At 61.3% G+C, this 14,335-nt stretch carries 11 protein-coding genes; 10 read left to right on the top strand and 1 reads right to left on the bottom strand.

The window, feature by feature from the left end; all coding sequences use genetic code 11:
* Positions 1-24 precede the first annotated feature (24 nt).
* The 10 genes from AC3Y64_RS12840 to AC3Y64_RS12795 all read left to right on the top strand — a co-directional run bounded on the left by AC3Y64_RS12840 (position 25) and on the right by AC3Y64_RS12795 (position 11,746).
* A complete protein-coding gene (locus AC3Y64_RS12840) occupies positions 25-339 on the top strand; it encodes a DUF2934 domain-containing protein (RefSeq protein ID WP_489987746.1) in 315 nt (104 codons plus the stop codon).
* Between the two features lie 224 nt (positions 340-563).
* Positions 564-2,723: a glycogen debranching protein GlgX gene (gene glgX, locus AC3Y64_RS12835; RefSeq protein WP_489987745.1), complete on the top strand. Its 2,160-nt coding sequence runs from the start codon at positions 564-566 to the stop codon at positions 2,721-2,723.
* A 1-nt stretch (position 2,724) separates the two neighbouring features.
* Positions 2,725-3,723: an acyl-CoA dehydrogenase gene (locus tag AC3Y64_RS12830; protein ID WP_489987958.1), complete on the top strand. Its 999-nt coding sequence runs from the start codon at positions 2,725-2,727 to the stop codon at positions 3,721-3,723.
* Positions 3,720-4,478, top strand: coding sequence for a PIG-L deacetylase family protein (locus AC3Y64_RS12825; RefSeq protein ID WP_489987744.1), 759 nt, complete (start codon positions 3,720-3,722; stop codon positions 4,476-4,478). The genes AC3Y64_RS12830 and AC3Y64_RS12825 overlap by 4 nt, the downstream gene beginning before the upstream one ends.
* The gene (locus AC3Y64_RS12820) at positions 4,475-5,074 is read left to right on the top strand and encodes an SAM-dependent methyltransferase (protein ID WP_489987743.1); all 600 of its coding nucleotides are present in this window, start codon (positions 4,475-4,477) and stop codon (positions 5,072-5,074) included. Before AC3Y64_RS12825 ends, AC3Y64_RS12820 begins: the two co-directional genes overlap by 4 nt.
* The gene (locus AC3Y64_RS12815; protein WP_489987742.1) at positions 5,071-5,757 is read left to right on the top strand and encodes a glycosyltransferase family 2 protein; all 687 of its coding nucleotides are present in this window, start codon (positions 5,071-5,073) and stop codon (positions 5,755-5,757) included. Before AC3Y64_RS12820 ends, AC3Y64_RS12815 begins: the two co-directional genes overlap by 4 nt.
* Before the next feature lie 151 nt (positions 5,758-5,908).
* Positions 5,909-6,667: a PIG-L deacetylase family protein gene (locus tag AC3Y64_RS12810; protein ID WP_489987741.1), complete on the top strand. Its 759-nt coding sequence runs from the start codon at positions 5,909-5,911 to the stop codon at positions 6,665-6,667.
* Between the two features lie 198 nt (positions 6,668-6,865).
* Entirely contained in the window at positions 6,866-7,648 is a 783-nt protein-coding gene (locus tag AC3Y64_RS12805) for an endonuclease/exonuclease/phosphatase family protein (protein ID WP_489987740.1), read from the top strand.
* 194 nt (positions 7,649-7,842) lie between these two features.
* Positions 7,843-10,353, top strand: a complete 2,511-nt coding sequence (locus AC3Y64_RS12800) for an autotransporter family protein (RefSeq protein WP_489987739.1) — start codon at positions 7,843-7,845, stop codon at positions 10,351-10,353.
* A gap of 322 nt (positions 10,354-10,675) precedes the next feature.
* Positions 10,676-11,746, top strand: a complete 1,071-nt coding sequence (locus AC3Y64_RS12795; RefSeq protein ID WP_489987738.1) for an autotransporter domain-containing protein — start codon at positions 10,676-10,678, stop codon at positions 11,744-11,746.
* Between the two features lie 355 nt (positions 11,747-12,101).
* Here the strand turns inward: AC3Y64_RS12795 and glgB are convergent, their stop codons facing one another.
* Positions 12,102-14,333 carry a 1,4-alpha-glucan branching protein GlgB gene (gene glgB, locus AC3Y64_RS12790; RefSeq protein ID WP_489987737.1) on the bottom strand — a complete coding sequence of 744 codons (2,232 nt, stop codon included), beginning with the start codon at positions 14,331-14,333 and terminating at the stop codon, positions 12,102-12,104.
* Between the last annotated feature and the right edge of the window lie 2 nt (positions 14,334-14,335).

Raw genomic sequence — 14,335 nt, 5'->3', positions numbered from 1 at the left:
CGAGTTCAGTTCAGGAGCATTGCGATGAGTACCGACGATAAACGCATTCGCGAATTCGCCTATCAAATCTGGGAATCGGAAGGTCAGCCTGCTGGCCAGGAGGAGCGCCACTGGGAGATGGCGCGCAAGCTGGCAGAGGCTGAAGCCCTGGCACCGAAGAAGCCGCCGAAAGCCGCTGGCAGCAAAGCTGCGGGCAAGACCGCCGAGCCCAAGGCCCCGGCCGCCAAACCAAAACCGCCGGCCAAAGCCAAACCCGCGGGCGCTGCAAAAGTGATTCCCCCGGGCGAAAAAGCCGCTGAGAAAAAGCCCAAGTCGCCGCGAAAGCCTTCGGCGATCTGACGCTAACCGGATTATCGAACTGAATGAATGTGTGGCGGGCTTGCTCGCCACCGGGGACGCCTTCGTCCTCAAGAAACCCACAAGTCCCTTGTAGGAGTGAGCCTGCTCGCGATTGCGATCTGACATCCAGCACTGATGTCGACTGGCAGAACGCTATCGCGAGCAGGCTCACTCCTACAGGGTGTTGTGTCAGCCCAGAATTCACCCGATTTGCAGGAGCAATCATGACCCGTCCAAAGAAAGCCGAGCCCGCCGCGCACGCCGAACCGTCGAGAATCCGTGAAGGTCTGCCCTTCCCGCTCGGTGCGACCTGGGATGGTCTGGGGGTCAACTTTGCACTGTTTTCCGCCAACGCCACCAAGGTTGAACTGTGCATCTTCGACGATGCCGGCGAAGTTGAACTCGAACGCATCGAACTGCCGGAATACACCGACGAGATCTACCACGGCTACCTGCCCGATGCCCATCCGGGGCTGATCTACGGCTACCGCGTCTACGGCCCGTACGACCCGGCCAATGGGCACCGTTTCAACCACAACAAATTGCTTATCGACCCGTACGCCAAGCAACTTGTGGGTGAACTGAAATGGTCGGAAGCGCTGTTCGGCTACACCATCGGCCACCCCGACGCCGACCTCAGTTTCGATGAACGCGACAGCGCGCCTTTCGTGCCCAAGTGCAAAGTCATCGACCCTGCGCACACCTGGGGCAACGACCAGCGCGTCAGCGTGCCGTGGGACAAGACCATCATTTACGAAACCCACGTACGCGGCATCAGCATGCGTCACCCCTCGGTGCCGGAAAACGTGCGCGGCACCTTTGCCGGTCTGATGAATGACGATGTGCTCAAACACATTCGCAGCGTCGGCGTTTCGTCGGTCGAGTTGCTGCCGATTCACGCCTTCGTCAACGACCAGCATTTGCTGCACAAAGGCATGACCAACTATTGGGGCTACAACAGCATCGCCTTCTTCGCCCCGGACCCGCGTTATCTGGCCAGTGGCAAGATCGCCGAGTTCAAGGAGATGGTCGCGCACCTGCACGAAGCCAATCTCGAAGTGATCCTCGACGTGGTCTACAACCACACCGCCGAGGGCAACGAACAAGGCCCGACCCTGTCGATGCGCGGCATCGACAACGCCTCGTACTACCGTTTGATGCCCGACGACAAACGCTTCTACATCAACGATTCCGGGACCGGTAACACCCTCGACCTGAGCCACCCGTGCGTGCTGCAAATGGTCACTGACTCCCTGCGCTATTGGGCCAGCGAGATGCACGTCGACGGTTTTCGCTTCGACCTGGCAACCATTCTCGGGCGTTATCACGACGGTTTCGACGAGCGCCACAGCTTCCTCGTCGCGTGCCGCCAAGACCCGGTGCTGCGTCAGGTGAAAATGATTGCCGAGCCGTGGGACTGCGGCCCCGGCGGCTATCAGGTGGGCAACTTCCCGCCGGGCTGGGTCGAATGGAACGACAAGTTCCGCGACACCGTGCGCGCCTTCTGGAAAGGTGATGACGGTCAGGTTGCAGATTTCGCCAGCCGCATGACCGCCTCCGGTGAGATGTTCAATCAGCGTGGACGCCGGCCGTATTCGTCGGTGAACTTCATCACCGCCCACGACGGTTTCACCCTTAACGATCTGGTTTCGTACAACGACAAGCACAACGAAGCCAACGACGAAAACAATCAGGACGGCAGCAACAACAACCTGTCGTGGAACCACGGCGTCGAAGGCCCGACCGACGACCCCGAAATCAATGAGCTGCGTCATCGGCAGATGCGCAATTTCTTCGCCACGCTGCTGCTCTCTCAGGGCACGCCGATGATCGTCGCCGGTGATGAATTCGCCCGCACCCAGGACGGCAACAACAACGCCTACTGCCAAGACAGTGAAATCGGTTGGGTCAACTGGGACCTGAGCGAAGACGGCAAGGCGCTGCTGAAATTCGTCAAACGTCTGATCAAGTTGCGTCTGGCCTATCCGATTTTGCGGCGCGGACGCTTCCTGGTCGGCGAGTACAACGAGGACATCGGCGTCAAAGACGTGACCTGGCTGGCGCCCGACGCCACCGAGATGACCACCGAGCATTGGCACGACGCGCACAATCGCTGCCTCGGCATGTTGCTTGATGGCCGCGCCCAGGAAACCGGGATTCGCCGCAAGGGTGGCGACGCGACGCTGCTGCTGGTGGTCAACGCGCACCACGACATCGTCAATTTCACGTTGCCGGAAGTGCCGGACGGCGGTTTCTGGACCTGCATGATCGACACCAATCAGCCGGCGATCCGTGGTCAGGAACGCTTCGAGTTCGGGCACGAATACTCGGTCACCGGACGCTCGTTGCTGCTGTTCGAACTGCAACGCGATGAAGAAGATTGATATGGACCTGCACAGTTATCTCGCCCGCCGAACGCCGGACTACGCCGACACTGCCGCTCTCGGCAGTTGCCTGCGGGCACTGGTCGAGGCCGGGCTGGATCGCCTGCCGTTGCCCGGCAGCGGCTATACGCTGGAACGCTTTCAGCGGCTGGCAGAAGTCGGCGGCCACGATCTCGGCTTGTGCAAATTGTATGAGGGCCACACCGACGCGCTGGCGATCATCGAGCAACTCGGCGGCTCGCCAACCCCCGGCAGTACGTGGGGAATGTGGGCGGCGGAACCGCCGCAGGCGCGGGTGAAAGTAACGCCGGTCGGGCATATGGTCGCGCTGAATGGGCGCAAAGCGTGGTGTTCCGGCGCGGCAGTGTTGAGTCATGCATTGCTCACAGCATGGGACGCGGACGATCAGCAACAACTGGTCGCCGTGGCGCTCGACCAACCCGGCGTGACGGTCACCGATCAAGGCTGGCAAGCCGTCGGCATGGGCGCCACCGGCAGCGTTGAAGTGCTTTTCGACAACGCCGAAGCCCAAGCCATCGGCAATCCCGGCGATTACCTGCAACGGCCGGGTTTCTGGCAAGGCGGAATCGGCATTGCGGCGTGTTGGTATGGCGCCGCCCAGCAGATCGCCGAACGCTTGCGCGCACAGTGCGGGCAACGCGAAGAACCCCACTCCCTCGCCCATCTCGGCGCGGTTGACGCAGCTCTGCAAGCGGCGGCTGATGTGTTGCGTTGCAGTGCCCTGCACATTGATGCGCAACCCGACGCCGATGCGCAATTACTCGCCCGCCGCGCCCGTGCGGTGGTAGAGCAATCCGCCGAACAGGTCATGCGTGAAGTCGGTCGCGCCCTCGGTGCCGGGCCCTTTTGCAAGGATCGCCAGTTCGCCCGGTTGATCGCCGATTTGCCGGTGTTCCTGCGTCAAAGCCATGCTGAACGCGACCTCGCCGCTCTCGGCCAGACAGTGGCCAGCCAAGCCGCAGAGGTCTGGTCGCTATGAACGACAATCCGATTGTCGGCCAAGGCACCTCGCTGCAGCAGTGGCAAGGTTCGCGGCAGTTGGCGCAGCTGGAGAGTATCGACGTCCTCAGCCTCGTACCGGCGAATGCACGGGCAGTCATTATTGCGCCGCACCCGGACGATGAAATCCTCGGTTGCGGTGGTTTGCTGCAATTGCTCGCGGCGGCCGGGCGACCGTTGCAGCTGATCTCGGTCACCGACGGCAGCGCCAGCCATCCTGGCTCTGAACGTTGGCCGGTCGAGCGCCTGAGCATCGTGCGCCCGCAAGAGTCCGCCGAAGCCCTGCGCCGTCTCGGCCTGCCAATGCACAGTCTGAAATGGTTGCGGGGAGGCTTTACCGACACCCAAGTCGGCGCGCAGGAACAAGCCCTTTGCGCCTTCATCGAAAGCCATCTGCGCCCCGGCGATGTGGTTTTCACCACGTGGCGCGAAGACGGCCACAGTGATCACGAAGCCGTGGGCCGCGCCAGTGCCGAAGCTGCGCGACGCGGCGGCGCTATCTGCCACGAATTGCCGGTGTGGACCTGGCACTGGGCAACGCCGGAAGACGCCGTGGTGCCGTGGCAACGGGCGCGCAAGATTCTCCTGTCACCCGCGCAGATCGCCCGCAAACGCCACGCGGTGCATGCCTTCGCCAGCCAGTTGGAAGGCGATCCCGACGTCGGACTCGCGCCAGTGCTCGCGCCGTATGTGATCGATCGTCTGCTGCAGCCTTTTGAGGTGGTGTTTCTATGAGCGTCGAGGACCGTTATTTCGAAGGCTTGTTCGCTGGCAACGACGATCCTTGGGCATTCCGCCAGCGCTGGTACGAGCAACGCAAACGCGCGATCACCCTCGCCGCGCTGCCGCGTGCGCACTATCGGGCAATCTTCGAGGCTGGCTGCGCCAATGGCGAGTTGAGCGCCGAACTGGCGAGTCGCTGCGATCGTCTATTGTGCTGCGATACCGCAGCGGCGGCGGCGAATCTGGCGCGGACCCGGCTCAGCCTGTTCGACCACGCGGAGGTGCGCCAAAGTCGCCTGCCGGGCGACTGGCCGGAGGAAAAATTCGACCTGATTGTATTTAGCGAGATCGGCTACTACCTCGATGGCAATGATCTGACAGAGATGATCCGTCGGGCCAGTGATAGCCTGACTGCGGACGGCCAATTGCTCGCCTGTCACTGGCGCCCGCCCATCGACGACTGCCCGCTGAATGCCCGACAGGTTCACGACCTGATCCAAGAACGCTTGGGCCTGCCGCGTCTGGTGCTGCATCAGGAAGCGGATTTCATCCTTGAAGTGTGGAGCCGCGAGCCACGTTCGGTGGCCGCGCTGGAGGGCTTGCGATGATCGGCATTCTGATCCCGGCGCACAACGAAGAAGAACACCTCGACGAATGCCTGAGCGCGGCGCTGCGGGCGGCGAGGCACGGCTTGCTCGCGGGCGAGCGCGTCGAAGTGCTGGTGGTGCTCGACAGTTGCACCGATCGCTCGGCGCAAATCGTCGCTGGCTATCCCGTCATGAGCCTTGAGATCGCCGCACGCAATGTCGGTCAGGCCCGCGCTGCCGGGGCGCACGTGCTGCTGGAACGCGGCGCACGCTGGATCTCCTGCACCGACGCCGACAGCCGCGTGGCCGACGATTGGCTGGTGGCGCAATTGGGCCTTGGCGCCGATGCGGTGTGCGGCACCGTGACCGTTGAGCGCTGGCATGAATCCTTCGATGAAGCGGCGCAGATCCGCTATCACAGCCACTATCAGGCGCGTGACGGTCATCGGCATATCCACGGCGCCAATCTGGGCGTCAGCGCTGACGCCTATCGCTGGGCCGGCGGTTTTGAACCGCTGACCTGCCACGAAGACGTGCAGCTGGTGCGGCAACTGGAAGCCTGCGGTGCCAACATTGCCTGGAGCCATCGACCGCAGGTGCACACCAGTGCCCGCCTCGACAGTCGGGCGCCGGGCGGTTTCGGTGATTTTTTGCGAAATATGGCGCAGCTGGAACAAAAAAATACGGATCAGATTGATCTGTGACGCGACGAATCCTGTGTCTTGAGCAATACTCTGCCACGCGGTAATCCAAGGGTTGGAGCGCCGCACAGTTGCTATCACTCCGCCTTCACGGGTCGTGGACAGCCGTTTCGGCACATGACTGAGGGCAAGACACAACAAGGACGTCACCGCCATGAAATTGTCATCTCTCAGCGAAAGCAGCCTGCCAGGGCAAATCTGGAACAGCGCGGCACAACTCGACAACATTCCCGTCATCAACACCCGCAGTCTGGTGCCTGAAGGTGCGCGTGCGGTGGTCATCGCGCCCCACCCCGGCGACGAAGTGGTGACCTGCGGTGGCCTGTTGCAATTACTCTCCAGCCTCGGCCACCCCCTGCAATTACTCTCCATCACCGACGGCAGCGCCAGCCATCCGGGTTCGCGGCAATGGTCGGAAAAACGCCTGAGCGTGTTCCGCCCGCAGGAAAGCGTCGAAGCCCTGCGCCGTCTCGGCTTGCCGATGCACAGCCTGAAATGGGTGCGCGGCGGTTTTACCGATACCGCACTGGCCGAGCAGGAAGCGCAAGTGACCGAGTTCATCAGCCGCTACCTGCGCCCCGGAGACGTGGTGTTCAGCACCTGGCGCGGCGACGGCATCGATGACCACGAAGCCGTGGGTCGCGCCAGTGCGCTCGCGGCGGAAAGGGTCGGTGCGACCTTCCATGATGTGCCGGTCTGGGCCTGGCACTGGCCGGAACGTGAGCAGCCACTGATCCCGTGGGATCGCGCCCGCAAACTGCGCCTCGACAGCTGGACCGTCGCGCGCAAAAGCCACGCCACCCATGCTTATGCCAGCCAGCTCAAAGGAGAGCCGGCGATCGGCATTGCACCGATGCTGCCGCCAGTGCTTCTGGAGCGGATGCGCTTGCCGTATGAAATTGTCTTCGTGTGAATCTCCACAACCCCTGTTGGAGCTGGCTTGCCAGCGATAGCAATAGATCAGGCGATTGAGAAGCCGAATGTTATGGCCCCATCGCTGGCAAGCCAGCTCCCACAGGGTTTGTGTTGTTCTTCACTGAGTCTTCGGAAGGAACTGTCGCCACATCGCATCAGTCGCATGAATAAGCAGTCAGGATTCAGAGGAGTGAACGTGTCCAGCGATCCCAAGCGTCATCCCGTCGACGCGCCCGTCATTCATCGCTTGCGCGTGTTGACGGTCAACACCCACAAAGGCTTCACCGCGCTGAACCGGCGTTTCATCCTGCCCGAACTGCGCGAGGCAGTCCGCAGCACCTCGGCCGACCTGGTGTTCTTGCAGGAAGTGGTCGGCGAACACGAGCGCCATTCCAGCCGCTACAACGAATGGCCGCAGACCTCGCAGTACGAATTCCTCGCCGACAGCATGTGGAGCGATTTCGCCTACGGACGCAACGCGGTGTACCCCGACGGCCATCACGGCAATGCGCTGCTGTCGAAATACCCGATTCGCGAATTCCGCAACCTCGATGTGTCGATCACCGGCCCTGAACGCCGGGGCCTGCTGCACTGTGTGCTGGATGTGCCGGGGCACGCGGAAGTGCATGCGATCTGCGTGCACTTGAGCCTTCTCGAAAGCCATCGCCAGTTGCAGCTGCAATTGCTCTGTCAGTTGCTCGAATCGTTGCCGGACGATGCGCCAGTGATCATCGCGGGCGACTTCAACGACTGGCAATTGCAGGGCAACGCCGCCCTCGCCCGGCGCGACTACCTGCACGAAGCCTTCGAACGTCATCATGGCCGTCCGGCCAAGACCTATCCGGCACGATTCCCATTGTTGCGACTTGACCGGATCTACCTGCGCAACGCCAGCAGCCATGACCCGCAGATACTCGGCAACAAGCCGTGGACGCACCTGTCGGATCACTTGCCGTTGGCGGTGGAAGTGCATCTCTGATCGCGATTTTGACCAGACCGTTGGTCAGCCTTGCTTGAACCATGGGCAAAAGCAACTACACCTAAATCAGCTCAAGGAGTAGCGCATTCAATCCGTTAGGCCATGATTCTGAGGTAAGGCATCAGCTGCAGTTGGTGTCCGTCTCATGGCCTGCACAAGGATGAATTCCCCGAATTTTGTAGTAGGGAATTGCCATGACGCGCTACGCCAAATTCCGGCGGCTATTGCCGCACGTTATTTTCCTGCCTGCCTCTCTTTTGATACTCCATAGCTCGCCCGCCTCCGCCGCCTGCAACCTCGTCGCCGGTCCGGGCAACGACGCATTCACCTGCGACAGTGGCACCAGTGGCTCGCTGACCGACTTGTCCGGCAATAACAGCCTGACCTTCCCCGCTACCGGCAGCGGCCAGATCAATGGCAACGTGACCTTTGGCGGTGGTACTGATCGGATCGACATGAGTTCGGGAGTGATCACCGGTGCGGTCAGCCAAGGCAACGGCATCGATGATTTCGTCATGAGCGGTGGCTCGATCGGCTCCCTCGCTCAGGGCGACAGCCGCGACACCTTCCTGATGACCGGTGGCACCATCGTCGGCGCGTTCGAGGACGGTGATGTCGCGCGCATGACCGGCGGCAGCATTGGCCGTGTCGACATGAAGCTCGACAATAATATCTTCGACCTGTCTGGCGGTCAGATCATCGGCAACCTGGTCACCGGATTTGGCACCGATACCATCATCGTCTCCGGCGGGCGGATTGGCGGCAACATCAGTGTCAGCGGGGGCAACGACAGCATCACCGTGACTGGCGGCGAAATCGTTGGCGAGATCCGCGCCAGTGTCGGCGATGACCGTTTGCTTTGGGACGGCGGCGGCATCATCCGCTCGGCGATTCTGATGGATGTCGGCAATGACAGCGCCACCCTGCGCAACCTCGATGACAACATTTTCGCGTTAACACCCAGCATCGATGGCGGTGTCGGCAGCGACACTCTGACCTTCGACAATGTCCGCACGGCCCTTCCCGCACGCTTCATAAACTGGGAAACAGTGAACCTGAGCAACGGCTCCCAACTGGATATGGGTTCGAGCAATCTGGCCTTGGGTGATGCAGGCACAGGCAGCGGTGTGCTGAATGTCGATGCCAGCAGTAGCGTTTTTTCGACGCAGGGCTCGGTGTTGCCGGCAGTCGCGGGACAAGCCGTGACCTTCAACAACGCGGGGATTATCGACCTGACGCGCAACAACAGCCGCACTGGCGATACGTTGACCGTGCAAGGCAATTACGTCGGTAACAACGGCCAGTTGTTGCTGCAAAGCGTGGTCGGTGCCGATGACTCGCCCAGCGACAAACTGGTGGTCAACAACGGCAGCCTCAGTGGCGCCACGGTGATCAGTGTCAGCAATCTCGGCGGCGTCGGCGGACTGACGCAAGCCAACGGCATTCAACTGGTGCAGGCCCAGGGCAGCACGGTCAGCACCGACAACGCGTTCACCCTCAACGGCCCGGTCTCCGCCGGTGCTTACGATTACTATCTGTTCAAGGGCGGCGTCACGGCGGGCACGGAAAACAATTGGTATCTGCGTTCCGCGATAGTCGCTCCGCAAGTCGTCAGCGTGCCCAACCCCGATCCGAGCCTGCCGCCGATTCTGGTGCCGGTGGTCGCCGCTCCGGTCGCGGCAATCGCCCCTGCGGGCAGCCCGCCATTGCCAGTGCTGCCGGCAGCGCTCGCCGGGGCCGAACCGATTCCCTTGTACCGCCCCGAAGTGCCGACGTGGTCGGTGTTGCCGCCCGCTGCCGCGCAACTGACCCTGAACGCCTTGGGCACATTCCATGACCGTCAGGGCGATCAGCGTCTGCTCAGTGAAACCGGTGCGTTCGGCGCGGGTTGGGGGCGGGTCTACGGGAAGAATTTCGATCAGACCTGGGCCGGCACGGTCACGCCGCGCCTGGACGGATCGCTCAACGGCTTCCAGGTCGGCAATGACCTGTACAGTTCCCTCACCTCTGGCGGGCAGACGCAACGCCTCGGTTTCTTCGTCGGCCATAGCCGTTTGCAAGGCGACGTCGACGGTTTCAACGAAGGATTTCAAGACAACAGCGCCGGCAAGATCAAACTTGAAGGCGACAGCTACGGCCTGTACTGGACGTTGACCGATCCCTACGGCTGGTACATCGATACGGTCGTCATGGGCACCCGCTTCGATGGCGATAACCGCTCTGATCGCGGACTCAAACTGGACAACCGCGGGCATGCCCTGACGGTTTCCGCCGAGGCCGGTTATCCCTTGCCGATCAACGACACCTGGGTGGTCGAGCCGCAAGCACAAGTCATCCACCAGAAAATTTCCCTCGACAGCCAGGACGATGGGGTCTCACGGGTCTCGTTCGATTCCGACGGTGCCTGGACCGGGCGCCTGGGCGCGCGGGTCAAGGGTCGTTATCAAGTCAGTGGTTTGCCGGTGGAACCGTATCTGCGCGCCAACCTGTGGCACACCTTTTCCGGCAACGACTCGGTGACGTTCGGCGAAAGTGACGTGATCCGCACCGAGCAAAAATCATCGACCGCCGACATCGGTCTCGGCGTAGTGGTAACCCTCGACCGCGCCGTCAGTGTGTACGCCAGTACCGATTACAGCCGCAATATTGACAGCAATGACCTGCGCGGCGTGGTCGGCAATCTCGGTGTGCGCATCAGTTGGTAGACCTTCCGTCGGAGATAAAACGGCTCTAACACGGGGCATGCACAGCGATTCGCCCTACAAACAACCACTTAGTTATGTGCAGAAAAACAAACGCTTGCCAATCCTGTTTTACTACTACCGCTCATCGTTCAATTTCTTGACGGGCGCCGCTCGCTCTTCTTATCTCTACCTTACTACCCCCGGAAACACTACCCGGGACGAGCCTTCGGACACTCGCGAAATCGAGCGGCCACGGTTCGCCCCGCTCCATTCGGTCGCCCCTCGTTCGGGGTAGGAGAGACGCCACACAGAGAGAATGCATGCGCCTGCAAGGTAGACCTCCATGAGAATTTCAATTACCCCACACGAGATCAAAATCACATTCTGCACAGTCTCGAGTTCTATCTTGCTGTGCTCATCCATGGAGGCGCAGGCCGGTCCTGCGGCGGATGAAACCCTGCCGTGGTATCGCGCGGACGTACCGGTGATGACCTTGCCCGCAACTGTCATCACTCCCGACTCGCAACGTTTCAGCCCACGGCCGGATCTGCGCGGCGCCAATCTGATCACCGAGGATCTTGCCCCCAACGCCTGGGATCAGCTCTACGGCCTCAGCTCGCGGCAAGCGCAAAGCGACGTGTTGTCCTCGGGTTTTGCGACACCCGGCAGCGGCGAATTCAAAGGCCCGGCCGTGCTGACCCTGCAAAGCGGCAGCGGCCACACCCAGACCATCGGCCTGATCGGCGGCCTCAACCAGATTCAGGCCAACGGCAACGGCCCGATCACCAGCCGCGCGCTGGCTGACCCGAACAGCGACACCCTCAATCTGCAAGGCCAAAGCCTCGGCGCCTATTACAGCCTCACCGGCGCCCAGGGCTGGCACGTCGATCTGTCGGCCAGTGGCGGTCGGGTCGCCGGCTTCAGCCGCAACGAACAAGGCGCGCGACAAGCCACCGAAGGCAGCGCCATGACCTTCTCGGTGGAAGGTGGCTATCCGATTGGCTTAAGCGAAAACTGGGTGGTTGAACCGCAAGCGCAATTGATCAACCAGCGCATCACCCTCGACACCCCTTACGCCGGTTCCGGTAATGCTTCATCGACGGACCTGACCGCGTGGAGCGGCCGCGTCGGCGCACGGTTGAAAGGTAGCTACGACTTGAATGGTCTGCCGGTCGAACCTTACGTGCGCACCAACCTCTGGCACACGGTGTACACCGGCAACACGGTGACGCTGGATCAGGTCGACAAGATCAGCAGCAGCCGCAAGTCATCGACCGTGGAATTGGGACTGGGGCTGGTGGCGCGGGTGACGCCGGCGGTGAGTCTGTATGTGAGTGCCGATTACAGCAGTGATGTGGATGACAATGACCTGAACGGGATCATTGGCAGCCTCGGGGTGCGGATGCGCTGGTGAGGGCCCCATCGCTAGCAGGGCTAGCTCCCACATTGGATCTGTGTCGTTCACAAAACCACTGTGGGCACAGCTAGCTCCCATTGGATCTGTGTCGTGCACAAAACCCCTGTGGGATCACAGCTAGCTCCCATTGAATCTGTGTCGTGCACAAAACCCCTGTGGGATCACAGCTAGCTCCCATTGAATCTGTGTCGTGCACAAAACCCCTGTGGGATCACAGCTAGCTCCCACATTGGATCTGTGTCGTGCACAAAACCCCTGTGGGATCACAGCTAGCTCCCATTGGATCTGTGTCGTGCACAAAACCCCTGTGGGAGCTAGCCCTGCTAGCGATTGAAAGCACCTCGGTTCCCGATCAACCCTCAGGCTTGAGGATCAACACTGCCAGCGGCGGCAGATTCAGCTCCAGCGATAACGACTGGCCATGGCTCGGCACTTCCTCGGTAAACGCCCCGCCACCATTGCCGTAGTTGGAACCGGCATAGGTGTCAGCATCACTGTTGAGCAACTCGGTCCAACGCCCGGCAAACGGCACGCCAACCCGATACGCCTGACGCGGCACCGGGGTGAAATTGGCTACTACCAGCACCGGCTTACCGTCCTTGCTCCAACGCAGCCACGCGTAAACGCTGTTGATCGCATCATCGCCAATCAACCACTGGAAACCCTGCGGCGCGTCGTCCTGATCGTGCAGCGCCGGTTCTTCGCGGTACAACCGATTGAGGTCGCCGATCAGTTTCTGCACGCCTTTGTGCTCGGAATACTGCAGCAGATACCAATCGAGCTGCTGATCGTGATTCCACTCGCGCCACTGGCCAAACTCGCAGCCCATGAACAGCAGTTTCTTGCCCGGGTGCGTCCACATGAAACTCAGGTAAGCCCGCAGATTCGCGAATTTCTGCCAACGGTCGCCGGGCATCTTGTCGATCAGTGAATGCTTGCCGTGTACCACTTCATCGTGGGAGATCGGCAGGATAAAGCGCTCGGACCAGGCGTAGACCAGGCCGAAACTCAATTCGTTGTGATGGTGGGCGCGGTACACCGGATCCTGCTGAATGTAGTGCAGCGAATCGTGCATCCAGCCCATGTTCCACTTGTAAGCAAAGCCTAGGCCGCCCTGCTGCGTGCTCTGACTGACGCCCGGCCACGCTGTGGATTCCTCGGCGATCACCAGTGCGCCCGGCGCTTCCAGTTCGACCACGTCGTTCAAATGCCGGAGAAAGTCGATGGCTTCGAGATTCTCGCGACCGCCATGACGGTTCGGCACCCATTCGCCAGCCTTGCGCGAATAGTCGCGGTACAACATCGAGGCCACTGCATCGACGCGCAGACCATCGACGTGGAAATGCTTCAGCCAGTGCAACCCGGACGCGAGCATGTAGCCGTGCACTTCGGTGCGCCCGAGGTTGTAGATCAGCGTGTCCCAATCCTGATGGAAGCCTTCCAGCGGGTTGCCGTATTCGTACAGCGCGGTGCCGTCGAACTGCGCCATGCCGTGAGCATCGGTGGGGAAATGCGCCGGCACCCAGTCGAGAATCACGCCAATCTCGGCGCGGTGGCAGGCATCGACGAATTCGGCGAACTGCGCCGGCGTGCCATAGCGCGCGCTCGGGGCAAATTGCGAGAGCAACTGATAACCCCAGGAACCGCCGAACGGGTGCTCCATGATCGGCATCAATTCGATGTGGGTAAAACCCAGTTCCTTGACGTAAGGAATCAGCCGTTCAGCCAGTTCCGGCCAGGTGTACTGGCGCGACACTTCGCCGAGATCATCCAGCTCGCATTGCCACGAACCGGCATGCAGCTCGTAGATCGACAGGGGTGCCGAATGTTTCTGGCGGTCGCGGCGACTGTTCATCCAGTCGTGATCCTGCCAGTCGATCTGTAGCGGTTCGGCGACTTTTGACGCGGTGTCCGGCGGCAGACTGGTGGCCAGCGCCATCGGGTCGGCCTTGAGCGGCAGGATGCCGTGGGCGCCGAGGATTTCGTATTTGTACAGCTCGCCCGCCTGCAGGCGCGGAATGAACAACTCCCAGACCCCGGACGGATGGCGCAAGCGCATCGGATGGCGGCGACCGTCCCAGACGTTGAAATCACCGACCACCGACACCCGTCGGGCATTCGGCGCCCACACGGCGAACCGCACGCCGTCGACGCCATCCACGGTTTTCAGCTGCGCGCCGAGGCAGGCACTGAGGTCGCGGTGATTGCCCTCGGCGAACAGATACAGATCCATTTCACCGAGCAATTGGCCGAAGCTATACGGGTCCTCTGCCACTTGCTCACCACCGGCCCAGCGCGTGCGTAACTGATACGGGCGCGCCTGATCGAAATGGCCGACAAACAGCCCCGGCGTTTCGGTTTGCTCCAGCGGGCCGCGTTCTTCGCCGCTGTCCTTGTCCAGCACCACGACGCTCAACGCACCGGGCAGATAAGCGCGAATGAACTGCCCGCCAGCGCCATCGCCGTGCGGACCAAGAATGGAAAAAGGATCGTGATGTTCAGCGCGGACCAAGGCATCGATATCTTTTGCCGAGGGCAGCAACGCTTCTTTGACCGCACCCTGTTCCTTGTTCGAGAAACTCATGA

Source organism: Pseudomonas sp. 4CAES_32.4 (assembly GCF_058136335.1).
This window is presented reverse-complemented; position numbering and strand designations above follow the sequence as displayed.

Excerpts from the sequence above, each read along its gene's own strand:
- AC3Y64_RS12800 (WP_489987739.1), top strand. The coding sequence starts at position 7,843 with ATGACGCGCTACGCCAAATTCCGGCGGCTATTGCCGCACGTTATTTTC.
- glgX (WP_489987745.1), top strand. The coding sequence starts at position 564 with ATGACCCGTCCAAAGAAAGCCGAGCCCGCCGCGCACGCCGAACCGTCG.
- AC3Y64_RS12830 (WP_489987958.1), top strand. The coding sequence starts at position 2,725 with ATGGACCTGCACAGTTATCTCGCCCGCCGAACGCCGGACTACGCCGAC.
- AC3Y64_RS12810 (WP_489987741.1), top strand. The coding sequence starts at position 5,909 with ATGAAATTGTCATCTCTCAGCGAAAGCAGCCTGCCAGGGCAAATCTGG.
- AC3Y64_RS12825 (WP_489987744.1), top strand. The coding sequence starts at position 3,720 with ATGAACGACAATCCGATTGTCGGCCAAGGCACCTCGCTGCAGCAGTGG.
- glgB (WP_489987737.1), bottom strand. The coding sequence starts at position 14,333 with ATGAGTTTCTCGAACAAGGAACAGGGTGCGGTCAAAGAAGCGTTGCTG.
- AC3Y64_RS12840 (WP_489987746.1), top strand. The coding sequence starts at position 25 with ATGAGTACCGACGATAAACGCATTCGCGAATTCGCCTATCAAATCTGG.
- AC3Y64_RS12815 (WP_489987742.1), top strand. The coding sequence starts at position 5,071 with ATGATCGGCATTCTGATCCCGGCGCACAACGAAGAAGAACACCTCGAC.
- AC3Y64_RS12795 (WP_489987738.1), top strand. The coding sequence starts at position 10,676 with ATGAGAATTTCAATTACCCCACACGAGATCAAAATCACATTCTGCACA.
- AC3Y64_RS12820 (WP_489987743.1), top strand. The coding sequence starts at position 4,475 with ATGAGCGTCGAGGACCGTTATTTCGAAGGCTTGTTCGCTGGCAACGAC.